The sequence below is a fragment of the Streptomyces sp. NBC_01439 genome (assembly GCF_036227605.1).
In the GTDB taxonomy this organism is placed as follows: domain Bacteria; phylum Actinomycetota; class Actinomycetes; order Streptomycetales; family Streptomycetaceae; genus Streptomyces.
Map to the genome: position 1 here is coordinate 5,185,001 of NZ_CP109487.1, position 25,556 is coordinate 5,210,556.

The 25,556-nt window shown below is 69.2% G+C and carries 24 protein-coding genes and 2 rRNA genes (1 of these 26 cut by a window edge); 14 read left to right on the forward strand and 12 right to left on the reverse strand.

Going from position 1 to position 25,556, the window contains the following annotated elements:
- The 3 genes from OG207_RS23300 to OG207_RS23310 all read left to right on the forward strand — a co-directional run.
- Window positions 1-1,510 (forward strand): 23S ribosomal RNA (locus OG207_RS23300); it begins 1,614 nt to the left of the window's first position.
- Between the two features lie 78 nt (window positions 1,511-1,588).
- A 5S ribosomal RNA gene (gene rrf, locus OG207_RS23305) occupies window positions 1,589-1,705 on the forward strand.
- 133 nt (window positions 1,706-1,838) lie between these two features.
- On the forward strand, window positions 1,839-2,420 hold the full coding sequence (locus OG207_RS23310; protein WP_329100458.1) for a GNAT family N-acetyltransferase: 582 nt from the start codon (window positions 1,839-1,841) through the stop codon (window positions 2,418-2,420).
- 22 nt (window positions 2,421-2,442) lie between these two features.
- Here the strand turns inward: OG207_RS23310 and istB are convergent, their stop codons facing one another.
- The 8 genes from istB to OG207_RS23350 all read right to left on the reverse strand — a co-directional run bounded on the left by istB (window position 2,443) and on the right by OG207_RS23350 (window position 11,874).
- Complete coding sequence (gene istB, locus OG207_RS23315; protein WP_329094680.1) at window positions 2,443-3,285, reverse strand: IS21-like element helper ATPase IstB; 843 nt, start codon at window positions 3,283-3,285, stop codon at window positions 2,443-2,445.
- A gap of 1 nt (window position 3,286) precedes the next feature.
- Window positions 3,287-4,534 carry an IS21 family transposase gene (gene istA / locus OG207_RS23320; protein WP_329094678.1) on the reverse strand — a complete coding sequence of 416 codons (1,248 nt, stop codon included), beginning with the start codon at window positions 4,532-4,534 and terminating at the stop codon, window positions 3,287-3,289.
- Between the two features lie 260 nt (window positions 4,535-4,794).
- Window positions 4,795-6,294, reverse strand: a complete 1,500-nt coding sequence (locus OG207_RS23325) for a type VI secretion protein (protein ID WP_329100459.1) — start codon at window positions 6,292-6,294, stop codon at window positions 4,795-4,797.
- Between the two features lie 2 nt (window positions 6,295-6,296).
- A complete protein-coding gene (locus OG207_RS23330) occupies window positions 6,297-7,715 on the reverse strand; it encodes an ATP-binding protein (RefSeq protein ID WP_329100461.1) in 1,419 nt (472 codons plus the stop codon).
- A 19-nt stretch (window positions 7,716-7,734) separates the two neighbouring features.
- Entirely contained in the window at window positions 7,735-9,297 is a 1,563-nt protein-coding gene (locus OG207_RS23335; protein ID WP_329100463.1) for an SCO6880 family protein, read from the reverse strand.
- Window positions 9,294-10,637: a hypothetical protein gene (locus tag OG207_RS23340; protein WP_329100465.1), complete on the reverse strand. Its 1,344-nt coding sequence runs from the start codon at window positions 10,635-10,637 to the stop codon at window positions 9,294-9,296. Before OG207_RS23340 ends, OG207_RS23335 begins: the two co-directional genes overlap by 4 nt.
- On the reverse strand, window positions 10,627-11,463 hold the full coding sequence (locus OG207_RS23345; RefSeq protein ID WP_329100467.1) for a hypothetical protein: 837 nt from the start codon (window positions 11,461-11,463) through the stop codon (window positions 10,627-10,629). Before OG207_RS23345 ends, OG207_RS23340 begins: the two co-directional genes overlap by 11 nt.
- 102 nt (window positions 11,464-11,565) lie before the next feature.
- A complete protein-coding gene (locus OG207_RS23350; protein WP_008742356.1) occupies window positions 11,566-11,874 on the reverse strand; it encodes a hypothetical protein in 309 nt (102 codons plus the stop codon).
- A 398-nt stretch (window positions 11,875-12,272) separates the two neighbouring features.
- On the opposite strand from OG207_RS23350, the gene OG207_RS23355 reads away from it, so the two are divergent.
- Together OG207_RS23355 and OG207_RS23360 are read left to right on the forward strand one after the other, a co-directional pair.
- The gene (locus tag OG207_RS23355) at window positions 12,273-13,427 is read left to right on the forward strand and encodes an alpha/beta fold hydrolase (protein WP_329100470.1); all 1,155 of its coding nucleotides are present in this window, start codon (window positions 12,273-12,275) and stop codon (window positions 13,425-13,427) included.
- Between the two features lie 390 nt (window positions 13,428-13,817).
- Window positions 13,818-15,032 (forward strand): IS110 family transposase, encoded by a 1,215-nt coding sequence (locus OG207_RS23360; RefSeq protein WP_329095776.1) that lies wholly within the window; start codon window positions 13,818-13,820, stop codon window positions 15,030-15,032.
- A 111-nt stretch (window positions 15,033-15,143) separates the two neighbouring features.
- On the opposite strand, the gene OG207_RS23365 is transcribed toward OG207_RS23360, so the two are convergent.
- Window positions 15,144-15,986: a pentapeptide repeat-containing protein gene (locus tag OG207_RS23365; protein WP_402694026.1), complete on the reverse strand. Its 843-nt coding sequence runs from the start codon at window positions 15,984-15,986 to the stop codon at window positions 15,144-15,146.
- A 65-nt stretch (window positions 15,987-16,051) separates the two neighbouring features.
- Here OG207_RS23365 and OG207_RS23370 point away from each other — a divergent pair, with 65 nt between their 5' ends.
- The 5 genes from OG207_RS23370 (at window position 16,052) to OG207_RS23390 (ending at window position 21,338) form a co-directional block, all read left to right on the forward strand.
- Complete coding sequence (locus OG207_RS23370; RefSeq protein WP_266594954.1) at window positions 16,052-16,660, forward strand: LysE family translocator; 609 nt, start codon at window positions 16,052-16,054, stop codon at window positions 16,658-16,660.
- Between the two features lie 51 nt (window positions 16,661-16,711).
- A complete protein-coding gene (locus OG207_RS23375) occupies window positions 16,712-17,503 on the forward strand; it encodes a thioesterase family protein (protein WP_329100474.1) in 792 nt (263 codons plus the stop codon).
- A gap of 64 nt (window positions 17,504-17,567) precedes the next feature.
- On the forward strand, window positions 17,568-19,325 hold the full coding sequence (locus OG207_RS23380) for a serine/threonine-protein kinase (protein ID WP_329100477.1): 1,758 nt from the start codon (window positions 17,568-17,570) through the stop codon (window positions 19,323-19,325).
- Window positions 19,326-19,384: 59 nt separating this feature from the next.
- Complete coding sequence (locus OG207_RS23385; RefSeq protein ID WP_329100479.1) at window positions 19,385-20,404, forward strand: C40 family peptidase; 1,020 nt, start codon at window positions 19,385-19,387, stop codon at window positions 20,402-20,404.
- Between the two features lie 205 nt (window positions 20,405-20,609).
- Window positions 20,610-21,338, forward strand: coding sequence for a phosphatase PAP2 family protein (locus OG207_RS23390; protein WP_329100481.1), 729 nt, complete (start codon window positions 20,610-20,612; stop codon window positions 21,336-21,338).
- 23 nt (window positions 21,339-21,361) lie between these two features.
- Here OG207_RS23390 and OG207_RS23395 read toward each other — a convergent pair whose 3' ends face one another.
- Together OG207_RS23395 and OG207_RS23400 are read right to left on the reverse strand one after the other, a co-directional pair.
- Window positions 21,362-21,499, reverse strand: coding sequence for a hypothetical protein (locus OG207_RS23395; protein WP_329100483.1), 138 nt, complete (start codon window positions 21,497-21,499; stop codon window positions 21,362-21,364).
- Window positions 21,499-21,711, reverse strand: coding sequence for a hypothetical protein (locus OG207_RS23400; protein WP_329100485.1), 213 nt, complete (start codon window positions 21,709-21,711; stop codon window positions 21,499-21,501). Before OG207_RS23400 ends, OG207_RS23395 begins: the two co-directional genes overlap by 1 nt.
- Before the next feature lie 405 nt (window positions 21,712-22,116).
- Here OG207_RS23400 and OG207_RS23405 point away from each other — a divergent pair, with 405 nt between their 5' ends.
- Both OG207_RS23405 and OG207_RS23410 read left to right on the forward strand, forming a co-directional pair.
- On the forward strand, window positions 22,117-22,947 hold the full coding sequence (locus OG207_RS23405) for a hypothetical protein (protein ID WP_402694027.1): 831 nt from the start codon (window positions 22,117-22,119) through the stop codon (window positions 22,945-22,947).
- A gap of 182 nt (window positions 22,948-23,129) precedes the next feature.
- Window positions 23,130-23,276: a hypothetical protein gene (locus OG207_RS23410; RefSeq protein WP_181382593.1), complete on the forward strand. Its 147-nt coding sequence runs from the start codon at window positions 23,130-23,132 to the stop codon at window positions 23,274-23,276.
- A 64-nt stretch (window positions 23,277-23,340) separates the two neighbouring features.
- On the opposite strand, the gene OG207_RS23415 is transcribed toward OG207_RS23410, so the two are convergent.
- Window positions 23,341-23,655 (reverse strand): metal-sensitive transcriptional regulator, encoded by a 315-nt coding sequence (locus tag OG207_RS23415; RefSeq protein WP_301369574.1) that lies wholly within the window; start codon window positions 23,653-23,655, stop codon window positions 23,341-23,343.
- Window positions 23,656-23,860: 205 nt separating this feature from the next.
- On the opposite strand from OG207_RS23415, the gene OG207_RS23420 reads away from it, so the two are divergent.
- A complete protein-coding gene (locus tag OG207_RS23420; protein WP_307621268.1) occupies window positions 23,861-24,481 on the forward strand; it encodes a DUF47 domain-containing protein in 621 nt (206 codons plus the stop codon).
- Window positions 24,482-24,486: 5 nt separating this feature from the next.
- Window positions 24,487-25,485 (forward strand): inorganic phosphate transporter, encoded by a 999-nt coding sequence (locus OG207_RS23425; protein ID WP_329100492.1) that lies wholly within the window; start codon window positions 24,487-24,489, stop codon window positions 25,483-25,485.
- The last annotated feature ends 71 nt before the right edge of the window (window positions 25,486-25,556 follow it).

The window sequence follows — 25,556 nt, forward strand, 5'->3', positions numbered from 1 at the left end:
CCAGACTTGTAGTAGGTAAGCGATGGGGTGACGCAGGAAGGTAGTCCAGCCCGGGCGGTGGTAGTCCCGGGGTAAGGGTGTAGGCCGAGGGGTAGGCAAATCCGTCCCTCATATAAGGCTGAGACCTGATGCCGAGCCGATTGTGGTGAAGTGGATGATCCTATGCTGTCGAGAAAAGCCTCTAGCGAGTTTCATGGCGGCCCGTACCCTAAACCGACTCAGGTGGTCAGGTAGAGAATACCGAGGCGTTCGGGTGAACTATGGTTAAGGAACTCGGCAAAATGCCCCCGTAACTTCGGGAGAAGGGGGGCCATCACTGGTGATAGCACTTGCTGCTTGAGCTGGGGGTGGCCGCAGAGACCAGCGAGAAGCGACTGTTTACTAAAAACACAGGTCCGTGCGAAGCCGTAAGGCGATGTATACGGACTGACGCCTGCCCGGTGCTGGAACGTTAAGGGGACCGGTTAGTGACCTTTCGGGGTTGCGAAGCTGAGAACTTAAGCGCCAGTAAACGGCGGTGGTAACTATAACCATCCTAAGGTAGCGAAATTCCTTGTCGGGTAAGTTCCGACCTGCACGAATGGCGTAACGACTTCTCGACTGTCTCAACCATAGGCCCGGTGAAATTGCACTACGAGTAAAGATGCTCGTTTCGCGCAGCAGGACGGAAAGACCCCGGGACCTTTACTACAGTTTGATATTGGTGTTCGGTTCGGCTTGTGTAGGATAGGTGGGAGACTTTGAAGCAGCCACGCCAGTGGTTGTGGAGTCGCCGTTGAAATACCACTCTGGTCGTGCTGGATGTCTAACCTAGGTCCGTGATCCGGATCAGGGACAGTGTCTGATGGGTAGTTTAACTGGGGCGGTTGCCTCCCAAAGGGTAACGGAGGCGCCCAAAGGTTCCCTCAGCCTGGTTGGCAATCAGGTGTTGAGTGTAAGTGCACAAGGGAGCTTGACTGTGAGACCGACGGGTCGAGCAGGGACGAAAGTCGGGACTAGTGATCCGGCGGTGGCTTGTGGAAGCGCCGTCGCTCAACGGATAAAAGGTACCCCGGGGATAACAGGCTGATCTTCCCCAAGAGTCCATATCGACGGGATGGTTTGGCACCTCGATGTCGGCTCGTCGCATCCTGGGGCTGGAGTCGGTCCCAAGGGTTGGGCTGTTCGCCCATTAAAGCGGTACGCGAGCTGGGTTTAGAACGTCGTGAGACAGTTCGGTCCCTATCCGCTGTGCGCGTAGGAATATTGAGAAGGGCTGTCCCTAGTACGAGAGGACCGGGACGGACGAACCTCTGGTGTGCCAGTTGTCCTGCCAAGGGCATGGCTGGTTGGCTACGTTCGGGAGGGATAACCGCTGAAAGCATCTAAGCGGGAAGCCTGCTTCAAGATGAGTATTCCCACCTCCTTGAGAGGGTAAGGCTCCCAGTAGACGACTGGGTTGATAGGCCAGATGTGGAAGCCCGGTAACGGGTGAAGCTGACTGGTACTAATAGGCCGAGGGCTTGTCCTCAGTTGCTCGCGTCCACTGTGTTAGTTCTGAAATAACGAACAGCTGTGTCAACACCAGCATGTTCAAATTTCATAGTGTTTCGGTGGTCATAGCGTTAGGGAAACGCCCGGTTACATTCCGAACCCGGAAGCTAAGCCTTTCAGCGCCGATGGTACTGCAGGGGGGACCCTGTGGGAGAGTAGGACGCCGCCGAACAATTATTGCGGAAGCCCCGCACCAGCCCTTTATGGGTTCGGTGCGGGGCTTTTCTGCGTTCACCGGCCGGATCGGATGTCGGAGCCGGGAAACGCAGGTGAGCCGGTGATGGTACGTCGTTAAGATCCCGGGCATGAGCGATGACTATGTGATCAGGGCCGTGCGGGGCGACGAGTGGGAAAAGGTCAAGGAGCTGCGTCTGGTGGCGCTCCGGGATCCGGCTGCGGCCGTGGCATTCCTGGAGACCGAGGAGGGGGCCCTCGCCCAGGGCGACGCGTACTGGCAGCAGCGTGCCGCGGGGGCCGCCGAGGGGCGGGGCGCCCGGCAGTTCATCGCCGAGGCCGCGGACGGACGGTGGGTCGGGTCCGTGACCGTGCTCATCGAGGCGCAGGGTGGCGCCGACTACTTCGGCGAGCCCATCGAGCAGCAGCAGGGCCACGTGGTCGGGGTGTTCGTACGACCCGAGCAGCGGGGGAGCGGGCTCGTGGAGAGGCTGTTCGACGCCGGGCTCGAATGGGCCTGGTCGCTGGAGGAGCCGGCGACCGAGCGGGTGCGGCTGTTCGTGCACGAGGACAACCCGAGGGCGGAGAGCTTCTACCGGCGGTACGGCTTCGAGGCGAGCGGCCTGCTGATACCACTGGAGACGGGCGCCAAGGAACGGGAGTACGTCTACGTGTCGGCGTCGGCTGAAAAGTGGACCAGTTTGGCCGGTTGAAAAGTGACCCGCTGGTGTCGGTTCAGTCGTTGTCGTTGACGGTGGGAACGCGGCCGAGTTCTCGTCCTTTCATGCGGTAGGAGTCTCCCTTGAGGGAGTGGACCTCGGCGTGGTGGACGAGGCGGTCGATCATGGCGGCGGCGACAGTCTCGTCGCCGAAGACTTCTCCCCAGCGTCCGAAGGGCTTGTTGCTGGTGACGATCACGGACGCGCGTTCGTATCTGTTCGAGACGAGCTGGAAGAACAGATTCGCGGCTTCGGCCTCGAAGGGGATGTATCCCACCTCGTCCACCACGATCAGCGGATAGCGTCCGAGTCGGGTGAGTTCGTCGGCCAGGCGGCCGGTGTGGTGGGCATCGGCCAGGCGGTCGACCCACTCGGCCGCGGTGGCGAACGCGACGCGGTGACCGGCCTGGCAGGCCCGGACCGCAAGTCCGGTGGCCAGGTGGGTCTTGCCGGTGCCGGGCGGGCCGAGGAAGACGACGTTCTCCTTGCCCGCGATGAAGTCCAGCGTGCCCAGATGCGCCAGCTGCTGGCGCGTCAGGCCGCGCAGGTGGGTGACATCGAGTTCCTCCAGGGTCTTGACCGCGGGGAAACGCGCCGCCCGTACTCTCGCTTCGCCGCCGTGGGATTCCCGGGCGGATACCTCCCGCTGGAGGCAGGCGACGAGGTATTCGGTGTGGGTCCAGGATTCCTTGCGGGCCCGTTCCTCCAGTCGGCCCGCGGCATCCAAGAGTGCGGGGGCTTTCATCGCGCGGGCGAGGAAGGCCAGGTCGGAGGCGGTCTGCTGCCCGGTCCGCCGGTTCACTCCAGCCGAAGCGGCGGTGGTGTCCTCGGTGGTGTCGGCGATGGTGGTGCGGGGCATGTCAGATCACCTCTCTTCCACCGTCGATCACGGTGAACAGACGGTCGTAGGTGCCAAGCTCGCGTTGTTCGACTTCGACCAGCGGGCCGGAATCGACGGACCGGATGTGACCGGTGGGCCGCTGGTGGTGGTGTTCTCGGCGCATGATCCGGCCGGTTTCGGCGTGCTGGGGGTCGGTGATGGTCTGGTGGCGGGCCCAGCAGCGGGTGTGTTCTGCGACGATCTCCCCGCCCGCGGCCAGGACGATCACCTTTTCGTTGTCGGACAGGACGGTGACCTGGTGGCCGATCGCGGCCGGGTCGACGGAGTAGTCGCAGGTGTCGACGCGGACGTAGTGGTCGCGGCCGAGGCGGACCTGGAACCGCCACCAGGTCGGCGGGTCGGCGGCCGGGAGGGTCAGCATCTGGGCCCGGTCGGCTTCCCATCGGTCGGCCGGGCGGGCGCCGAGGGTGCGGTGGATCCTGCGGTTGGCGACCTTCAGCCAGGCCGTCAGCTGGCTGTTGAAATCGTCCGGGCCGCTGAAGTGGCGGCCGGGCAGGAACGAGGTCTCCAGGTAGCCGTTCGCCCTCTCGACCAGGCCCTTCGCTTCTGGATCGCGAGGTCGGCACAAGTAGATCTTCGTGGCGAGCAGGCCCGCGAACGCGGCGAACTCGGAGGTCGGGCGGCCGCGGCCGACGCCGGCCTCGTTGTCCCAGACCAGCGTCTTGGGCACCGCACCCCACTCGGTCAGCAGCCGCCAGTGCCCGTCGATCAGGTCCCCGGTCCGCCTCGAGGGCAGCATCCTCGCGGTGATCACCCGCGAGTAGCCGGAGACCATCACCAGCACCGGCATCCGCCCGCACTGCCCATAGCCCAGCGGAATGTCCGCCTCGGGAAACCACAGGTCGCACTGGGCCAGCTCGCCGGGCCGATAAACCGTCCGCGAGACCGGGTCGACCGGAACATAGGCCGGCCGGAGCTCGCGCACCCGGTCTTTGAGGATCGTCATCCCGCGGTCCCAGCCGATCCGCTCCGCGATCACCGTCGCCGGCATCGTCGGGGTCTCCCGCAGAAGCTCACGGATCTGCACCTCGACCGCGTCGACCGCCGAGCCCTTCACCGCACGCTCGTACTTCGGTGGCCGGTCCGTGGCCAGAGCCCGCTTGACCGTGTTCCTCGAGATCCCCAGATGCCGGGCGATTGCCCGGATCGGCATCCGCTCGGCCCGATGCAGCCGGCGGATCTCTGCCCAGTCCTCCACGAGGATCACCCTTCCCTCCTGACCTTGATCACCAAGGTCAGAGTCAGATGAAGATCACCAAGTGGGTCACTTTTGATACGCCGTCAGAGGGTCCGAGTTCAGCCGTCGCCGACACTACGTGCGGCCGGCCGGGCCCGGCGCAGGCGCGTCAGGCGCGTCAGGCGCGTCAGGCGCGTGAGGAAGGAAGAGCACGCTCCGGTGGGAAGGCGGCACGCGTGCTGCTTCGACACGGACACGTGGGGAACGCTCGTCGCCGGGGAGTGGGTCCTCTAGGTGAGGGCGGCTTCCGGCCAGCGGGAGCGGGCCTGTTCGCGGCTGCGGCAGAGGGCGAGCAGGGGGAGCGTTCCCTCGGTCAGGAGTTCCGGGAACTGGGGGATCGGGGCCACGGCGGCCACGTCGTCCAGCACCAGGGTCAGTGGTGGGTCGAGCCGACCGTGGGATGACCGTGCGGCCATGCGGCGGCCGTGCTCGACCACGTGAGAGGCGAGTGCGGTGAGCAGGGGCATCGCACCCGGGTGGGTGCGGGGATCCTCCAGAGCTTCACCCACCAGGTAGAGGGTGCCCCCTTCGGCGACGAATGATGCCAGGGCGAGGGCATCGGCACGGTTCGAGTTGCAGGCCTCGCGGATGTGGATCGAGGTCAGGCAGGAGAGGGCACGGGCCGTCAGGTTCAGTGCGAGCTCGCGGCGTTCGGGGTGGGCGGTGAGGGCGCTCTCCAGTTCGCCGGCAGTGCCGGGGGCGGCCTGGGGGTGGGTGCGCAGGACGCGGACCGGTTCCTGGGCGCTGTTGCCCTGGGCCCAGCGGTGGAGCAGTTTGAACGGGCGGCCCTCGAGGGCGGCGGCCTGGAGCCAGCTGCGCAGGAGGGTCTCCGCGGTGTCGGCGACCGCTGCGTCCATGCGGGCCTGGGGGCGTACGGGGGCCAGCAGGGCGATTGCGCGGGCGGCGGCGGTGTCGCGGTCGGTGCAGCCCTCGGCCGGGTTCCAGTGCATGCGGGCCGGGGTGTCGCACAGGTGGGAGGGGTCGTAGAGGAGGACCGGGCCGAGTTTGGCGCGGGCGTCCTTGGTTTCGGCCCAGAGGGTGGGGGAGGAGGTGACGACGAGCGCCGCCCCCTCGACTTCGCCGATGCGGTGGGCCGCGGCGCGCAGGCGGTCGTTCGGGCCGCCGTACGCGATCCCGTTCGCTGCCGTATCGGTGGGCGTGAGGGTGGTGGCGGTGGCGGCCGGCCGGGGGGCGTAGCCGAAGCCGTAGCGGTAGGCCTCGTCCGCCGGGGCGGTGGCGGCTGGTGCGGTGGCCGCTGGTGCGGGCGAGCCGCTGGGGGTGCTGCCCCCGGACCCCCGCGCCTCAAATGCCGGCGGGGCTGGATGTGCTGGTGCCGGTGCGGGGACCTGTGCCGCCTGCTTGGCCAGGGCGCGGCGGGATTTGGTGCGGGCGATCACGCCGATGGCGAAGACGGTGAGTACGAACATCACCAGGAGTTGGCTGACGAACAGGCCCCAGAACAGGCCCCAGCCCGACAGGGCTGCCGGGTCGGTGTCCGGCCAGGCGGCGGGGATGTCGTGCGGTTGCGCTATCAGGGCGCGGACGGCTCCCGGGGTCCGGGTGAAGGTGACGGTGTCGGGCCAGGTGCCGTTCGCGAAGAGGGCCGCGAGGCCGGTGGCCGACCAGACGAGGACGGCGAGGCCCAGGAGGAAGGCCAGGAGGCCGACCAGGAGGCCGTCCGGGATGCCGCCGCCGCGTGCGGGGGGCTCCGTACGTCGTGCCTCGTGCATGGTCAGGCCACCGTGGTCGCGGATCCGGGACCGCCGCCGCGGCGGCGTTCGATGGACAGGGCCCGTTCCTCCGCCTCCAGTTCGGCGGCGAGCAGGTCGGCGGGGAGGTGGCTGGGGGTGGAGGACTCGGTCATGGCGCGGTCGGTGAAGACGAGGGGGCGTTCGGCTTCGGTGATCAGGTGTTTGACCACCTGGACGTTGCCGTTGACGTCCCAGACCGCGATGCCGGGGGTGAGGGTCGGGATGATTTCCACCGCCCAGCGCGGGAGGCCCAGTACGCGGCCGGTGGCGCGGGCCTCGTCCGCCTTCTGGGCGTAGATCGTTCTGGTCGAGGCCATCTTGAGGATGGCCGCGGCTTCGCGTGCGGCGGCGCCGTCGACGACGTCGGAGAGGTGGTGGACGACGGCGACGAAGGACAGGCCGAGGCGGCGGCCGAACTTCAGCAGGCGCTGGAACAGCTGGGCGACGAAGGGACTGTTGATGATGTGCCAGGCCTCCTCGACGAGGAAGATGCGCTTCTTCCGGTCGGGGCGGATCCAGGTGTGCTCGAGCCAGACGCCGACGATCGCCATGAGGATCGGCATCGCGATGGAGTTGCGGTCGATGTGGGAGAGGTCGAAGACGATGAGGGGCGCGTCGAGGTCGATGCCGACGGTGGTGGGGCCGTCGAACATGCCGCGCAGGTCGCCGTCGACGAGTCGGTCGATGACGAGCGCGACGTCGAGGCCCCAGGCCCGGACATCGTCTATGTCGACGTTCATGGCGAGGGCGGATTCGGCCTCGGGGTGGCGCAGTTGCTCGACGATGTCGGTGAGGACGGGCTGGCGGTCGCGGATGGTGTCGACGACGTAGGCGTGCGCGACCTTGAGGGCGAAGCCGGCGCGCTCGTCGAGGCCGTGGCCCATGGCCACCTCGATGATGGTCCGGAGCAGCGCGAGCTGGCCGGTCGCGGTGATGGCCGGGTCGAGGGGGTTGAGGCGGATCCCGTCGTCGTTGGCGGCGATGGGGTCCAGGCGGATGGGGGTTATCCCCAGCTGCTGGGCGATCAGGTTCCATTCGCCGACGCCGTCCTCGCCCTGGGCGTCGAGGACGACGACCTGGCGGTCCTTGAAGCGGAGCTGGCGCAGGACGTAGGTCTTTTCGAGGGCTGACTTTCCGTTTCCGGATTCGCCGAGGACCAGCCAGTGGGGGGCCGGGAGCTGCTGGCCGTACAGCTGGAAGGGGTCGTAGATGTAGCCCTTGCCGCTGTAGACCTCGCGGCCGATGATGACACCGGAGTCGCCGAGGCCGGGGGCCGCGGTGGGCAGGTAGACGGCTTGCGCCTGCCCGGTGGAGGTGCGTACGGGCAGGCGCGTGGTTTCGACTTTGCCGAAGAGGAAGCTGGTGAAGGCGTCCGTCAGGGCGGACATGGGATCTCGCATGGGCGGCACTTCCCTCCAGCTAGCGTCGGATGCCGGTGGCGAACGGCAAGGTGTTGACGAAGGCGCGGTGGTGCTCGCGGTCGCACCATTCCAACTTCAGGTAGGACTTGCCGGCGGAGGCGCGGATCGTCCGCTTGTCGCGGGCGAGGGCCTCCGGCGAACGCGAGGACACCGTGATGTACCCGACGAGGTTGACTCCCGCCGCACCGCTGGCGAGATCTTCACCTCTTTGGTCGAGCCGGCCGTGCGCGGCGATGTCGCGGGGGTCGACGGTCCGGTTCATTTTGGCGGCTCGGGAGGCGTCGGCCTCGTCGTTGGTCTTCTCGGTGAGCATGCGCTCGATGGCGACCTCGGTGGGCTCCAGGTCCATGGTGACGGCGACCGTACGGATCACGTCCGGGGTGTGGACGAGCAGTGGGGCGAGGAAGTTGACGCCGACGGGCGTCATCGGCCATTCCTTGACCCAGGCGGTGGCGTGGCACCAGGGGGCGCGGGTGGAGGATTCGCGGGTCTTGGCCTGGAGGAAGGTGGGCTCGACGGCGTCGAGCTCGGCGGGCCAGGCGTTGCGCTTGGTCATGGCCTGGATGTGGTCGATGGGGTGGTCCGGGTCGTACATGGAGTGCACGAGGGAGGAGAGGCGGCCCTGGCCGAGGGGCTGGCGGACGCGGATGTCGGCCTCGGCGAGGCGGGCGCAGATGTCGGTGAGTTCGCGGGCCATGACGATGGCGAGGCCGGTGTCGCGGTCGATCTTGCGGCCCTTGTGGGGGGTGCCGGCGCGGGCGATGGCGTTGGCCTCGGCGGCGAGTTCGCGCGTGTAGTGCATGCAGGCGACGAGGTACGCGCGGTGCTGCTCGGAGGAGGTGGACACCATCGACTGGAGCTGGTCGTAGGAGTCGCGGAGCCAGCCGGGGGCCTGGGTGTCGCCGCGCTGGGCGACGTCCTTGGCGTGCGCGTCGGGGTCGGCGGGGAGGGTGCGGGCGAGCATCTGGAGGCGGGTGACGAAGCCGTCGCCGTTGGCCACGTGCTTGAGGAGGGTGCCGAAGCGGTCGACGAGGGCTTCTTGGTCCTCGCTGTCGCGCAGGCCGACGCCGGGGCCCTCGATCTCGATGGCGGCGGTGACGGTGCGGCGGTCCGCGTGGAGGAGGACGGCGATCTCGTCGGGGCCGAAGGGGGCGGCGAGCCAGTTGATGCGGCCGATGCCGGGGGGCGGGCCGACCTCGACCTCGCGGCCGTCGGAGCCGCGGATGCCGGCTTCCATGGCGCCCGAGCGGTAGGTCGTACCGCGGCGCAGGGTCCGCTTGTAGCTGCGGTTGATCTCGAACCAGCGGTAGAAGGTGCGGCCCTTGTACGGGACGTACACGGCGGCGAGCGCGACCATGGGGAAGCCGGCGAGGCTGACGATGCGCAGGGTGAGGTCGGGGACGAGCAGTCCGCTCATCATGCCGAGGAACGCCCCGGCGATGATCAGGGCGATCTCGCCAGTCTCGCGGTTCTTGCCGACGATCGCGTTCGGCCGGGCGCGGCCGATGAGATACGTGCGGCGGGGCGCGACCGGGTGCAGCTGGTGGGACTGGGTCGTCAACGCCCGTCACCTCCTGTGTTCCTCGTGCTCGAGCTCGTGCGGGGCGGGGGTGCGGCGGAGGGGACAGATCCGCCGCCGGCTCCGCCGCCGGAGGTGGGTCGGCTGCTGTGGGCGGCCACGCCTCCGGAGAGGGGGTTGGCGGGGCGGGGCGCGTGGTTGCCGCTGCTGCTGCCGTCGCCGCCGCGGTGGGCGCCGCGGCTGCTGTGGGTCTTGATGCCCTGCGAGACGAGGGAGGCCGGGGAGCTGATGACGGCGGCCGCCTGGGCGCCGTCGGTGGCCTTGCTGCGGTTGGAGTGGGCGGAGGCGATTTCGTCGCCGAAGCCGGGCACGAAGCGGTAGATCATCGCGGAGGCGAAGATCGCCAGGAGGATGATGGCGAGGCCGGTGACGACGGCGGAGAAGGCGTTGGGGCCCTTTTCGCCGGTCAGGGCGCCGGCGAGGCCGAGGACGATGACGATGACCGGCTTGACGAGGATGACGGCGATCATGATGCCGGCCCAGCGGCGGACGTGGCCCCAGAGGTTGCGGTCGACGAGCCCGGAGTAGACGACGACGCCGAGGAGGGCGCCGACGTAGAGGAGGGCGGCCCGGATGAACAGCTCCAGGTAGAGCACGCCGGCGGCGAGGACGGTGACGAGCGCGACGACGATCAGCATGATCGGGCCGCCGCCGATGTCGTCGCCCTTCTTGAGGGCTTCGGTGAAGGAGCCGAAGAAGACGTCGGTCTGGCCGCCGGTGGTGGAGGCGATGACGGCGGTGACGCCGTCGGTGGCGGAGACGACGGTGTAGAGGATGAGGGGGGTGAAGGCGGAGGCGAGGACGGTGAGCCAGAGGAAGCCGATGGCTTCGGACATGGCGGTGGTGAGGGGGACGCCGCGGACGGCTCGCTTGGCGACGGCGAAGAGCCACAGGACGAGGGTGAGGATGGTGGAGGCGGCGAAGACGACGGAGTACTGCTTGAGGAAGGCGGGGTTGGTGAAGTCGACCTCGGCCGAGCCCTTGACCGCTTCGCTGAGTTTGGTGACGATCCAGGCGGCGGCGTCGGCGCAGCCGCGGGCCAGGGAGGCTAGGGGGTTGAGGGCCTCTCCGCCGTCGCTGGGTGCCAGTCCTGTCCCGGGGGTGCTGCCGGATGTGCCCGCTCCGCCCTGGCAGTACTGCTTGGAGGGGCCGTCGAGCAGGGCGCAGGGGTCAGCGGTAGAGGAGGGTGCGGCGGTTGGCGTTGGCGTTGGCGTCGGAGTCGGCACGGGAGCGGCTTGAGCGCGGGTGGCCAGGGCTAGCACGGCCACGTGGGCCGAGGCGATCATGCCTAGCCGGGTGGGCAGCCGGAGGCTAGCGGGCATAGGTGAATCCCCCGAATTCCTTGATGGCCTTGCTCATGTCGTCCGACGTCGAAACAGGGACGTCGCCGGGAACCGGGGCGGGCCCGTCCTGCTGGGTGTCGTCGAGGACTCTCCAACCCTCGCCGATCCAGATCAGTTCGAAGGTCCAGGTCTTCCAGAGCGTCCGCACCGGGTCGGTGGACTGGGGGCCGGACATGCCGATCAGACCGGTGTACCAGACGGCGATCTTGGCCGTGGTCGGCGTGTAGCTCTCGACGCGGGTGCCGATCGGAACGGTACGGGTGACGAAGGTGCTGCCCTGCGGGGCGTTGCCGTTGGCGTCGAGTCCCAGCTTCGCGAGGAAGTCGGCCGAGTACGCCTCGTCCTGCGGGCCCTTGATGCGGGCTGCCACGTCAGGTGTGTAGATTCCGTCCACCAGGGCGTGCCGGGAGTTCTTCTTGAACATGCCGTCAGAACCCAGTGCGACCGCGAAGTTGGCGGCGGCTGACTGGGCTCCCTGTTCGTCCTGGGCGAAGCCCTTGGGGATGCCCGCCGATTTGCCCGTCACCGGGTTCGTGCCCGAGGCCGCCGTGGAGGAGTCCGTCGGGGGTTTGTCCGAGGCGGGGTCCGAGGGGGTGTCCGGGGTCGAGTTGGCGAAGGCGATGGCGGCGATCAGGAGGACCACCACGCCGACCACCGTGATCAGGCTGCGGGAGGTGCGGGGGGTGCGGCGGACGGGGCCGTAGGGGTCGGCCGGGGGGTCCGGGAGGCGGGTGCGGGTCTGGCCGGTGCCGCCGACCTCGCCGTAGCCGCCGGCGCCGCCGTACTGGTCGTCGTCGTTGCTCATTGCCTGTCCGCCCCCTCCGCGTCGTACGACGGTAGCGCTGGTTCCCGCGTGGATGTGGTGTGGTGATGCGTCATCAGCTACGGGGCCCGGCGCGTGGCCCGGCTAGACGGCCATCCCGTAGACGATCGTGAACAGCGTCCCGAGGGAGCCGATGATGAAGACTCCGGTGAGTCCGGCCACGATCAGGCCCTTGCCCTGTTCCGCGCTGAACGTGTCGCGCAGGGCGGTCGCTCCGATGCGCTGTTTGGCCGCCCCCCAGATGGCGATGCCCAGGCAGAGCAGGATCGCGACGGCCATGACCACCTCGATCATGACCTTCGCTTCGTTGCCGAGACTGCCGAAAGGCCCCCAGTTCGGGGCGATTCCGCCGATGATGGTGGTGATGTCGCCCTTTTCGGCTGCCAGGATCATGTAACTCACCGCCCCTGTATGGGTAGTTCCGGAAGCCCCTCGCCCGACGGCAGGGGTCACGCACTATCTTCGCTGATGAAACCGCCGCCGTCGTCGACTTGACGGCTCTCTTTACTCGATCTCGCGGCCCGTGCTCCGCTTCCGCGCTCTGACCTGGGCGAGGGCGGCGTGCATGCGCGAGAACGTGCGGTCACTCTGTGTATCACGGAGGGTGACGCCGGGCAATGATTGTCGTCTCGACGTACGGGGGGTGGGGTGAGGGGCCGCCGTTCGGAGCAGTGGTACGGCGTGTCGTTGGGCCGGCCCGCCGACATGCGTCCGATCCTCTTCCAGTCGTTCCATCGGTGCGCGAGGGCGTGGCGGTGGGGTTGTCAGTGGGGTGCGGCAGGCTGGGGAGCATGACGACTCCATGGACTCTCGCGGACCTCGAGGCGGCCATCCGGGCGGGATGGTCGGCCGGGACCTGTGAGCCCTCCGACATCACCAAGATCCCCTGGACTCCGGAGAATCCGGCTTGGGGGCACTGTGACATCACGGCCCTCGTGGTGCAGGACCTCGTGGGCGGGGACCTGATGCTGGGCGAGGTGTTCCATGAGGGTCGGCAGGAGGGCTACCACTGGTGGAACCTGTTGCCCGGGGGGATCCGGATCGATCTGACGCGGGAGCAGTTCCGGCGGGGGGAGACGGTTACGCCGGGGCGGATCGTGAAGCGGCCGGGCGGGCGGTTGCGCAGGCGTTGGGAGGAGTACCAGCTGTTGCGGCAGCGGGTCATCGACAAGCTGGGGCCGTTGCCGGGGACGCTGGTGATGCAGGACGGGCGGCGGCTCGCCTATACGGATTTCGGGGGGCCGGGGGCGCCGCTGCTGGCGTTGCACGGGCACTTCCAGGAGGGAGCCGGGGCCTTCGAGCGCCTGGCCCGGGAGCTCGGTCCGGCGTGGCGGGTGATCGCCCTGGACCAGCGGGGGCACGGGAGGTCCGATCGGGCGGCGGAGTACACGCGGGAGGGGTACGTGGCGGATGCGGCGGCCCTGCTGGAGCAGCTGGGGCTGGGGCCGGCGGTGGTGCTGGGGCATTCGCTGGGCGGGGTCAATGCGTACCAGCTCGCGGCGCGGCGGCCGGATCTGGTGCGGGCGGTGGTGGTCGAGGACATCGGGGCGGTGGTCGACGACGACCTGTCGTTCGTGCGGGAGTGGCCGAGACGGGCCGCGACCCGGGCCGGGTTCCTGGCGGGGGTGGGGAGTGCGGCGCCGCATCTGGAAGGGTCCCTGCAGGAGTATCCGGACGGGTGGGGGACCGTGTTCGAGGTGGAGGACATGGTGGAGTCCCAGCGGGCGCTGAACGGGGACCACTGGGGGGACTGGCTGGAGGTGCGGAAGCCGACGCTGCTGGTGCGGGGGGATCGGAGCGGGGTGTTGTCGGCGGAGCTTGCGCGGGAGATGACGGTGCGGAGGGCGGGGGTGCGGTTGGTGGAGCTGCCGGCGGGGCATGCGGTGCGGGTCGGGGACCCGGAGGGGTTCTGCGCTGCCGTGCGGGGGTTTTTGGCGCGGGTGTGAGGGCCGCCGTCGTCGCCGTCGCCGTCGCCGCGGTGAGGGCGGACAGGTGCGGCGCCGTTGCCGGGGCTTCGCCTCCGGGTCTCGGGCCTCAAACGCCGGCGGGGCTGGAGGGAGTGGGGCTCCGCCCCCGTTATGTTTTTCGCGGTCCTGCAATGGGGCCGCTGGCCTCCGGGCCCGGTATGACTGTGTCCCCTCTGTCGGACGAATGACCTGGGGGGTGGTGTCGCCGGGCCCGTGGGGTGCCGTCACAGACGCTGATGAGAGACCCGGCCACCGCCCGGTCCGGCGCAATGCCGGGCAGCGACGTGGGCGGCAGGTCTGCATAACGTGGATGCGCGAGCACGGTGCCGTTGCCGAGGCCGGCCTGGTCAACGACCCTGAGAGGGTGCGATGTTCGACATCGAAGGCGTGGGCGTCTTCCTCGGGATGGACGTCGGCAAGACCGCCCACCACGGCCACGGGCTCACCCCGGCCGGGAAGAAGGTTTTCGACAAGCCCATGCCCAACAGCGAACCCAGGCTGCGGGCCGTCTTCGACAAACTCAAGGCCAAGTTCGGCACCGTCCTGGTCATCGTCGACCAGCCCGCCTCGATCGGCGCTCTGCCCCTGACCGTCGCCCGGGACGCGGGCTGCGAGGTCGCCTACCTGCCCGGACTCGCCATGCGGCGGATCGCCGACCTCTACCCGGGCGAGGCGAAAACCGACGCGAAGGACGCGGCGGTCATCGCGGACGCCGCCCGGACGATGCCTCACACCCTGCGTTCGCTGGAGCTGACCGACGAGATCACCGCCGAGCTCACGGTGCTGACCGGCTTCGACCAGGACCTCGCCGCCGAGGCCACCCGCACCAGCAACCGGATACGCGGCCTGCTCACCCAGTTCCACCCGAGCCTCGAGCGCGTGCTCGGGCCCCGGCTGGACCACCCCGCCGTCACCTGGCTCCTCGAGCGATACGGATCCCCCGCCGCCCTGCGCAAGGCCGGCCGCCGCAGACTCGTCGAGGTGATCCGGCCCAAGGCCCCGCGGATGGCCGCGCGGCTGATCGACGAGGTCTTCGACGCTCTCGACGAGCAGACCGTCGTGGTCCCGGGAACCGGCACTCTCGACATCGTGATCCCGTCCCTGGCCGCCTCCCTCTCCGCGGTCCACGACCAGCGCCGGGCCCTGGAGGCGCAGATCAGCACCCTGCTGGAGGCCCACCCTCTTCACCAGGTCCTGACCTCGATGCCCGGAGTCGGCGTCAGGACCGCCGCCGTCCTGCTGGTCACCGTCGGCGACGGCACCAGCTTCCCCACCGCTGCCCACCTCGCCTCCTACGCCGGCCTCGCCCCGACAACCAGATCCTCGGGGACCTCGATCCACGGCGAACACGCGCCACGAGGCGGAAACCGGCAGCTCAAACGCGCCATGTTCCTCTCCGCCTTCGCCTGCATGAACGCCGACCCCGCCTCACGCGCCTACTACGACCGGCAAAGGGCCCGCGGCAAAACACACACCCAAGCCCTCCTCCGGCTCGCCCGCCAACGCATCAGCGTCCTGTTCGCCATGCTCCGGGACGGCACCTTCTACGAGTCCAGAACCCCCACCATCACCCTCGCCGCATGACCACCCCAAACGCCCGCATACCCGGCACCACGTCCTTGACGAAGGACATAGAGACACCCCCCGGCCCCGGGCCGCGAGTGCCGGCGGGGCTGGGGTTGCCGGGCTGGGGGCTTAGGTCCAGTGGGTGGGGCGGGTGAGGGTGGGGGGGATTTGGGTGGTGGGGTCGCCCTGGGCTGCGTTGAGTTGGGATTGGGTCAGGAAGATGGCGTCGCGGAGGTCCGCTCCGCGCAGGTTGGTGTCGCGGAGGTCCGCGCCGATCAGGTCGGCCGTGCGGAGGTCGGCGCGGGAGAGGTCGGCGGCGATCAGGTAGGCGCCGCGGAGGTTCGCGCCGCGGAGGTCGGCTCCCGCCAGGCGCGCGCCCATCAGGTCGGCGCCGCGGTGGTTCTTCTTGCGGCCCGGCACCTTCGCCCGTACGAGTTCACTGGTCTTCAGGAGCAGCGTGTTGATCTTTTGGCGGAGGGGGCCGACGTCCAGGTCGGTCAGGGCCCGGGCGTCGGCGCGGGTCCATTCCTCCGTCTCCGCCAGGGTCCGGCGCAGCTCCGCGTGGACCGGGCCGGCGGCCGGGAGGGTCAGGGATTCGCTGACGTAGAACAGCAGCTCGTGCAGCTGCCGCAGCACGGGGAAGACCTCGAACATCTGGCGGGCCGTGCCCGGGTGGGTGCGCCAGTCGCGGCCTCCGAAGGTGACCTGGGAGGTCTGCTGGCCCGCACCGAAGCAGTCGAAGACCGTGCAGCCCTGGAAGCCCTTGTCGCGCAGCCGGGTGTGGATGCCGCAGCGGAAGTCCTGCTGGAGGTTCTTGCAGGGAGTTCCGGCGGGCTTGTTCACGGCGAAGTCGTTGGACTTGGCAAAGGGCAGTGCGACGCAGCACAGCGCGAAGCAGTTCGCGCAGTCGGCCTGCAGGACGGGCAGGGGGGTGGGGAGGTCGGCGGCGGGGGTATTCGGCACGTTGTCCATTGTCCCCCGTCGCGTCGGGTGCTCGGGGTCTTGATCCACGGGGCGGCGGCGGTGAGCATCCCCGTATGACAGAAGTGATTGCAGTCGCTGTTATTACCCTCCTCGCCGTGATCAGTCCCGGTGCCGACTTCGCCATGGTGGTCCGCAACAGCTATCTCTACGGGCGCCCCACCGGGCTGTTCGCCGCCGCCGGGGTCGCGGCCGGGGTGCTGGTCCACGTCTCCTACACGATGCTCGGGGTCGGTCTGTTGATCGCCTCCTCCACCGCGCTGTTCACCGTGATCAAGCTGGCGGGTGCGGCCTATCTGGTGTGGATCGGGATACGCACCTTCCGGGCGCGGGCCGAGGTGACCGTCGACCTGGAGTCGAAGCCGCAGCTGACCCGGCTGGGGGCGATGCGGTCGGGGTTCTTGACCAATGTGCTCAATCCGAAGACGACGCTGTTCGTGGTGTCGACCTTCACGCAGGTGGTGAACCCGCAGACGCCGGTGTGGCAGCAGGTGGGCTACGGGCTGTTCATGTCGGCGGCGCACCTGGGCTGGTTCGGGGCGGTGGCGCTGTTCTTCTCCGTCTCACGGCTGCGCGACCGGATGCTGAAGGCGCAGAAGGCGCTGAACCGGGCCATCGGGTCGGTGCTGGTGGGGCTGGGGGTGGGGTTGGGGTTCGCCCGTTGAGTGGACCGCCGGGTCTGGTGCACGGAGTTACCTGTCGGTAGCGTGGCCGGTATGGGTGCTGTCGAGGGGTTCTTCGAGAGGGTCGATGCCGGGCGGTTCCTGGCCACCGAGTACACGCGGGGGCCGTGGGACCCGGGCTCGCAGCATGCCGGGCCGCCGGCCGCGCTGCTCGGGCGGGCCGTCGAGGAGCGGCCGGGTGCGCGGACGGACATGCGGACCGCCCGGATCACGTACGAGATCCTGCGCCCGGTGCCGATCGGCGAGCTGGAGGTCACCACCAGTGTGCTGCGGGCCGGGCGCGGGACCGAGGTGGTCGAGGCGGCCCTCGCGCCGGCGGGCGGCGCGCCCGTGATGCTGGCGCGGGCCCTGCGGATCCGGGTCGCGGAGGAGGCCGTTCCGGCCGTGGTCCCGGGGCCGCAGTTGCCGCCGCCCGGGGAGGTGGAGGTGACGCCGTTCTTCCCGGTGCCGTGGGAGACGGGCTACCACTCGGCCATGGAGACCCGGTTCACCGAGGGCGCCTTCGTCGAGCTGGGTCCCGGTACCTGCTGGATGCGGATGAAGGTGCCGCTCATCGCCGGTGAGGAGACCAGGCCGCTGGACCGGGTGCTGATCGCCGCCGATTCGGGGAACGGGATCAGTTCGGTGATGGACTTCGGGCGGTACGTCTTCATCAACGGTGACCTGACCGTCCACCTGCACCGCCATCCGGTGGGCGAGTGGGCGTGCGTGGAGGCCCGTACGAGTGTGGACGCGGCCGGGATCGGGCTGGCGGACGCGCTGCTGCACGATGAGAAGGGGCCCATCGGGCGGAGCGCGCAGAGTTTGTTCGTGGCACCCCGGTAACGACGGCCCGGACAATCCAACCCCCTTGTCAGGGCGGGGGCGTGGGTGTGGCAGGCTCGTGCGGATGGAGGCCCTCAGAGATACGGATCCCGCGCACATCGGGGCGCAGGCACTGCTGGCCCGGCTCGGCGCCGGTGGCATGGGGCAGGTGTACCTCGGGCGGTCACCGGGTGGCCGGCTGGTCGCCATCAAGGTGATCAAGGAAGAGATCACCGGGCATCCGGAGGCCCTCGCGCGGTTCCGCCGGGAGGTCGAGACGGTCCGCGCGGTGCGCTCCGCGTACACCGCGAACCTGATCGACGCCTCGCTGGCGGCGCCTCCCTACTGGCTCGCCACCGAGTACGTGGCCGGGCCGACCCTGAGCGACGCGGTGCGTGCGTACGGTGCTCTGCCCGCCGCCGCGTGCCGCAGGCTGTTCGCCGCGCTGGCGGAGGGCCTGGCCAGTGTGCACGCGTACGGGGTGACGCACCGGGACCTCAAGCCGCAGAACGTCATCCTGGGCTCGCAGGGGCCGCAGCTGATCGACTTCGGCATCGCCAAGGGCGTGGCCGAGACGGCTCTCACGCAGGACGGCACTGCTCCGGGCACTCCCGGTTACACGGCTCCCGAGGTGTTGTTGCGGGGCGAGGCGGCGGATGCCGCGGACGTCTTCGCGCTGGGCGCCACGATCGCCTATGCGGCGACGGGCCGGGCACCGTACGGGGTGGGGGACCCGACCACCGTCAACTTCCGTGCGGTCCACGGCGAGATCGACGTCGAGGGCGTGGAGCCGGACCTGGCCGCGCTGGTCAAGGCCTGCGTGGCGACGGAGCCGGGGGCCCGGCCCGTTCTCGCCGAGATCATCCGGCGCTGTGCGGTGGACTCGGCCCTGGTCGACGACCCGGTGTACGCGGCGTTGACCAGGGCCGCGGGCGGGGCCGCGCAGGTGCCGGGGCTGCCGTCCACGATCGGCCCGGGGCTGCCGGTCGGCTCGGGCTACGTGCCGACGTACGTTCCCGCCGGCCAGACCCAGGACCAGGGTCAGGGGCAGGTCCAGGGTGCCGGTTGGCGGCGTCCGCCGCGGTGGGCGCTGGCGGCCGTCAGCGGTCTGGCGGTGGGCGGCCTCGTCACCGGCGGGTACCTGTTCCTCAAGGACGGGGACGGCGAGGAGGCCGGGGGAGGGTCGCGGGCGGGGGGTGCTCCGAGCAGCCCGGCCACGCCGGGCGGACCGTCCGGACCGTCCGGTGCCGGCCAGCCGGCTTCGAGCCCCTCCGCCTCCTCCGGGGGCGGAGCAGGTGGTTCGGAGGCCGTGCCCGACCACATCGAGCCGAACAAGGTGTCGCGGGACCTGTGGACCGGAGGCGGTCCGGGTGGTGGGGGCTGCAGTCTGCCCGCGGAGGAGCGGGCGGAGTTCCTCGTGGGTTCCGTCGTCGACGCCGACGACCCGACCGCGCAGACGGTCACGGGCAAGGTCAAGATCCGTGTGTATCTGAAGCCGTACAACACGGAGAAGGGCGCCTACGCGGTCTCCGTCGGGGTCAAGGCCCCGCACGAGATCGACGTGACCACCCAGCGCCCCTACGAGTTCGTCAAGGACTACAACCACAGCATCGGTTACACCAGCAAGCCGGTCGACCTGAAGGACCCGGCCACCGGGGGCGAGGTGGAGCTCACGTATCCGGACGACTTCGCCACGCAGTTGGTGGACAACGAGGGAACGAAGAAGAAGTTTCCGGCCATCCCGCTCGCCAACGACCCCGGCGACTGGACTGTGCTCGTCTACCGGGTCCGGGGGATCAAGGAGTACAGCAGTGTCTATTGCACCGGCTTTCCGGTGAAATAGTGCCGGGTCTGGCTGACGAATCCACTGTCAGGTGACGTTCGATGAGGCACTGTTGACGAGTGCGCAAGTTCTGGATGGCAAGCGGGCTCGGGATCGGTGCGTGCCTGACCTTCGTGGCCCTGCTGGTCGTCGGCACGTATTCGGCGGCGGCAGGGATCGCGAACGGCGGCAGGCAAGGTGCCGTTGGACTGGTCAAGGGGTCGGTTCCGGCGGTCTACCAGCCGCTGGTGGAGAAGTGGGGAAACCTTTGCCCCGCTCTCAACCCGGCGCTGCTGGCAGCGCAGCTCTACACGGAGAGCGGCTGGAAGCCGAACGTGGTGAGTCACGCCGACGCGCGCGGCATCGCCCAGTTCATCCCCGGAACCTGGGCCACTTACGGTGTCGACGGTGACGGTGACGGCGATCGTGACATCTGGGATCCCAAGGACGCCATTCCCTCGGCCGCTTCGTACGACTGCCAACTCGCCAAGGACGTCGCCCAAGTACCGGGGGATCGTTCTGACAATATGCTCGCCGCCTACAACGCCGGCCCCTATCGCGTGATCAAGGCCGGGGGCGTGCCTCCGATCAGCGAGACGCAGGGCTACGTGAAGTCCATCAGGTCCCTGGAGAAGAGCTTCGCGCGGCCCGTCGGGCGGGTGGCGCCCTCGCAACAGGCCGCCGGGGCGATCTACTTCGCGCAGAAGCAGCTCGGGACGCCGTATCTGTGGGGTGGGAACGGGACGCCCGATCAGGACGGGCGGTTCGACTGTTCCGGCTTGACCAAGGCTGCGTACGAGACCGTGGGGATCGAGTTGCCGCGAGTGGCGAACGACCAGTACAACGCCGGGGCGCACCCCACCCGCGATCAACTCCTGCCCGGTGACCTCGTCTTCTTCTCCGACGATCTGACGAACTCTCGGGAGATCCGGCACGTCGGGCTCTACGTGGGCGGCGGGTACATGATCAACGCCCCGTACACCGGCGCCGTCATCCGGTTCGACAAGATCGACACCCCTGACTACTTCGGCGCGACGCGCGTGACCAAGGACGGTGCGGAGGCCCTTCCGACGCGCCCCGCCGCCACTCCGGCGCCTTAGCAACTCTCCGTAATGCAAAGGCCCTGAGCTGCGACGATGGGTCACTCTTCGATAACGTTGGAGTGATCATTGCGTGGAGAATGGAACGCAGGAGCCAGAACGGGCGTTCCATGAACGCGGGGGTTGATCAAGTGGGGGGCGGAGGGGCGCACACAGGGGTGCGTTCCGCAGGAGAACCACGGCAAGGGCAAGGGGCCGCATCACCATGGCTGGACTCACAACAGGTGGGCCGAACGTGGATGTCAGCCTGCTGTACGAGATCAACGGAGCCGCCCGGCACGCCCCGGCGTGGCTGGACCGGGTCGTGAGCCTGGCCGGGGAGTACGGGATCCTGCTGGCCCTGGTGCTCCTGGTCCTGTGGTGCTGGCACGGGACCCGCCGGCAGGACGGGGCCACCACCGTCGAGACCTTCGCCGCACTCGTCTGGGCCCCGCTGGCCGCCGTACTGGCGCTGCTCGTGAACGTGCCGCTGCGCGAATTCGTGGGGCGGCAGCGGCCGTTCCGCCAACACGAGGGCCTGCAAGTGATCGATCCCGGCTGGGGGTGGGGGCTCGGGCGCACCGAGTTCTCCTTCGTCAGCGGTCACACCACGCTCGCGATGGCCCTGGGCGTGGGCCTGTTCGTGGCGAACCGGAAGTTCGGCCTCCTAGGGATCGGGTTGGCCTTCGTCGAGGGCCTGTGCCGGGTCTACATGGGCATCCACTACCCGACCGACGTCATCGGCGGCCTCGCGCTCGGCACCGCCGTGGTGCTCCTGCTCGCGCCGCTCGCGATGGCGGCGCTGACCCCGGTGGTGCGGGCGGTGGCCCGCTCCCGGCGCGGTGGCTGGCTCGTACGGGCCGAGAACCCGGCGCTGCCCCGGCCGGTCGGCCTCCCGCAGGCACCGACCCCGCCCGCGGGGCAGCGTACGCACGAGAGCGACCTCGCCGCCTGACGGCGCACCCGGTGCGGCCGGGATCAGCTCTGCGCGTACGCGTTCCACACGGCGAGCAGCGCGGCGGCCAGCAGGCACAGCAGCGCCGCCCCGAAGAACACCCGCACCGCCTTCGGCCGCGAGCGCGTCCGGGAGCCGGAGCGGGTGCGGGTGCGGGGCATCAGGGATCACCGCCGTCGGTGTCGCGGCGGTACCGGGAACGCAGCCACCAACCGGTCGCCGCGGCTGCGGCCGAGGTGAGCCCGATGGCCAGGGTCACGTCGGCAGGGCTGTCCGCCGAGCCCACGGGCCCGGCCCAGGCAGCGGAAGCCGGGGCGGACACGATGAGCAGGGCCCAGAGGAGGGTCGCGAGGCGGTCTGCGGAACCTGGCATGGGTCAAGGGCATCCGCTGTGGCGCGCCCCGGCCAGCCGGGCGGTCCGAACGGTCTAGCTACGACTCCGTGTGGCGGGTCGCGTCCCTGCGGGCCAGGTCGCGGGAGCGGCGGGCCGGCCCCCTCCAGCCGCAGGTGCAGACGGCCAGACAGAACGACCCGCGGTCCGCGGTGGATGTGATGTGGCCGGCCGGTGCTTCCGGCTGTGCGTGCGGCCGCGGGAGCGGCAGGGAGTCAAGCGGAGGGGCCGGCCTCGCTTCGGTGTGCGGTTCCACGGGTCCACGGTACCGGGGCGGGCGGCGCGCGGGGAGGGTGCGTCCCCGTGACGGGAAACCCCTGACCTCGTTAAGCGGAGCGGGTGGGGGCCTCGGGCAAGCAGCGGTCATGCGTTGGGGGTTGGCAGGCGATGGTGGATCACCAGCTCAGGCGGCCGCGCGGGCGTGCGGGTGAGGCGGTGCTCGCCGCCGGCGTCACCCTGGCGGTCACGACGATGACCGGGTGTGCGGGCGACGCGGGCGACGGCCGACCTCCGGTGGACGCGGCGGCGGTGGTCCGCGGGGCCGCCGACGCACTGGCGAGAACCGGCAGCGCCCGGGCCCGTACGGCCATGGAGATGGCCACGGGCGGCACCCGGGTCACGATCCGCGGTGAGGGCGGGGTCGACTTCAAGAAGCGGATGGGCCAGCTCCTTGTGATGCTCCCGGCCGATGTGAAGGGCAAGGCCGAGCACCGGCCCATCACGGAGCTGCTCGTGCCGGGCGCGCTCTACATGAAGAACCGCGGCGCGGGCGTCCCGGACGACAAGTGGGTCAGGGTCGACACGACGACCTTGAACGACGGGAACCTGGTCACGGGCGGGGCCACCGATCCGCTGGTCGCGGCCGAGCTGCTGAAGGGCGCGCAGGAGGTGACGTACGTGGGGGAGACCGAGGTGGCGGGCACGAAGGTGCGGCACTACCGGGGGACCACCGACATCGGGCGGGCCGCGGGGAGCGCGTCGCCGGAGGTGAAGGGGGTACTGGAGGCGGCGGCGAAAGGGTTCAGCACGGACACGGTGCCGTTCGACGCCTACCTCGACGAGGAGGGGCGCTTGCGGAAGGTCAGACACCGGTTCACGTACGTCAACAATGGCGTGATCGATGTGTCCTCCACCACGCTGCTGTACGGGTTCGGGACTCCGGTGACCGTCGTATTGCCCGCAAGCGGGGACATTTACGCCGGAAAGATCTCGGACTAGTGGGGCGGGCGGGGAGTGGGCGGCGCGATCGGGCCACGGCCCGGTATCCGGAAATGGTCCATCCGTGTCATGCGGGGGACGGCCCGGCCTCCCTACGCTGAGAAGCCGGGCGCCGGCGCGTGGTGCGGTGCGGTATGACCGATGACGGCCGGTGGCCGGTGGCAGATTGAGGTGACACGCGCGTGACTCCCGCAGGCGGTACGACGGTGCAGGACCACGTTGCTCTCGCCGAGATCGAGTTGTGCGGTGAGCTGATCATCGCCGCCTCGGCGGCCGCGGAGGAGCGGCTCAGCCTGGACCGGATCGACGAGGTCCTGCTCGGGCACTAGTCGGCCGTTCACCTCCCGGCGGGGCTCGTGGGCTCGCGGGTGTGCCCTGTCCGTCGGCTGCCGCTCAGGTGCGCAGGAGGCGGGCGATTGCCTTGGTGGCTTCCTCGACCTTGGCGTCGATCTCGGCGCCGCCCTTGACCGCGGCGTCGGCGACGCAGTGCCGCAGGTGTTCCTCCAGCAGCTGGAGCGCGAAGGACTGCAGTGCCTTCGTGCTCGCCGAGACCTGGGTGAGTATGTCGATGCAGTAGACGTCCTCGTCGACGAGCCGCTGGAGGCCGCGGATCTGGCCCTCGATCCGGCGCAGTCGCTTGAGGTGCTCGTCCTTTTGGTGGTGGTAGCCGTGGACGGCTCCGGAGCCCTCCGCCTCGATGGTCGTCATACGTCCTCCCGTGGTCCGGAATGAGGGGTGCATGCCGAACGCATACCCCTCATGGGTATAGGATACTGGGCTCTGCCCTGCGGGGCAGGGGCCCGTGGTCCTCACTCTGCCCGATGGAGCACACTGGGGAACGGCCGGTTAGCCGTGGCCGGGGGATGCGCCTAGCATCAGCCTGACCGAATCCGATGCACCCCGAGGACCTCACGTGCGATTTCGTCTGACCCCCAGGGAGACGAGCTTCTACGACATGTTCGCCGCATCCGCGGACAACATCGTCACGGGCTCCAAGCTCCTGATGGAACTGCTCGGAGCGGATGCCTCCGCCCGGGCCGAGATCGCGGAGCGGATGCGGGCAGCAGAGCACGCGGGGGACGACGCCACTCACGCGATCTTCCACCAGCTGAACTCCTCCTTCATCACGCCGTTCGACCGCGAGGACATCTACAACCTGGCCTCGTCGCTCGACGACATCATGGACTTCATGGAGGAGGCCGTCGACCTCGTCGTCCTCTACAACGTGGAGGAGCTCCCCAAGGGTGTCGAGCAGCAGATCGAGGTGCTGGCGCGGGCGGCCGAGCTGACCGCGGAGGCCATGCCGCACCTGCGGACGATGGACAACCTCACCGAGTACTGGATCGAGGTCAACCGCCTTGAGAACCAGGCCGACCAGATCCACCGCAAGCTGCTCGCCCAGCTCTTCAACGGCAAGTACGACGCCATCGAGGTGCTGAAGCTCAAGCAGATCGTCGACGTGCTCGAAGAGGCGGCCGACGCGTTCGAGCACGTTGCGAACACGGTGGAGACCATCGCGGTCAAGGAGTCCTGAACCTCGTGGACACCTTTGCTCTGGTCGTGACCATCGGTGTCGCGCTCGGCTTCACATATACGAACGGTTTCCACGACTCGGCGAACGCGATCGCGACGTCCGTTTCGACGAGGGCGCTGACCCCGCGGGCGGCGCTGGCGATGGCGGCCGTGATGAACCTCGCCGGCGCCTTCCTGGGCAGCGGCGTGGCCAAGACGGTCAGCCAGGGCCTGATCGAGACGCCCACCGGATCCACGGGCATGTGGATCCTCTTCGCGGCGCTGGTCGGTGCGATCGTCTGGAACCTGATCACCTGGTACTTCGGGCTGCCCTCGTCTTCCTCGCACGCGTTGTTCGGCGGCATGGTGGGCGCGGCCCTGGCCGGCGGCACGGAGGTGATCTGGTCGGGGGTCCTCGACAAGGTCGTCATCCCGATGTTCGTCTCGCCGGTCGTCGGTCTGGTCGTCGGCTACCTGGTGATGGTGGCCATCCTGTGGATGTTCCGCCGGTCCAACCCGCACAAGGCGAAGCACGGCTTCCGTATCGCGCAGACGGTCTCGGCGGCCGCGATGGCGCTCGGCCACGGTCTGCAGGACGCGCAGAAGACGATGGGCATCGTCGTGATGGCCCTGGTCATCGCCGACGTGCAGAGCGCGGATGCGCCGATCCCGGTCTGGGTCAAGGTCGTGTGCGCCGTGATGCTGTCGCTGGGTACGTACGCGGGTGGCTGGCGCATCATGCGTACGCTCGGCCGCAAGATCATCGAGCTGGACCCCCCGCAGGGGTTCGCGGCCGAGACCACCGGCGCCTCGATCATGTTCGGCTCGGCGTACCTCTTCCACGCGCCGATCTCCACCACCCACGTGATCACCTCGGCGATCATGGGTGTGGGCGCGACCAAGCGCGTGAACGCGGTCCGCTGGGGCGTCGCCAAGAACATCATCCTGGGCTGGTTCATCACGATGCCGGCCGCGGCCGTGGTCGCTGCGCTGTGCTTCTGGGTCGTGGACCTGGCGTTCGCGTAGTTCCCGGAACGAAAAGCGGGCCGGCTCCCCCCACCCAGGGGGAGCCGGCCCTCTTTCTTTCTTTCTTTCGC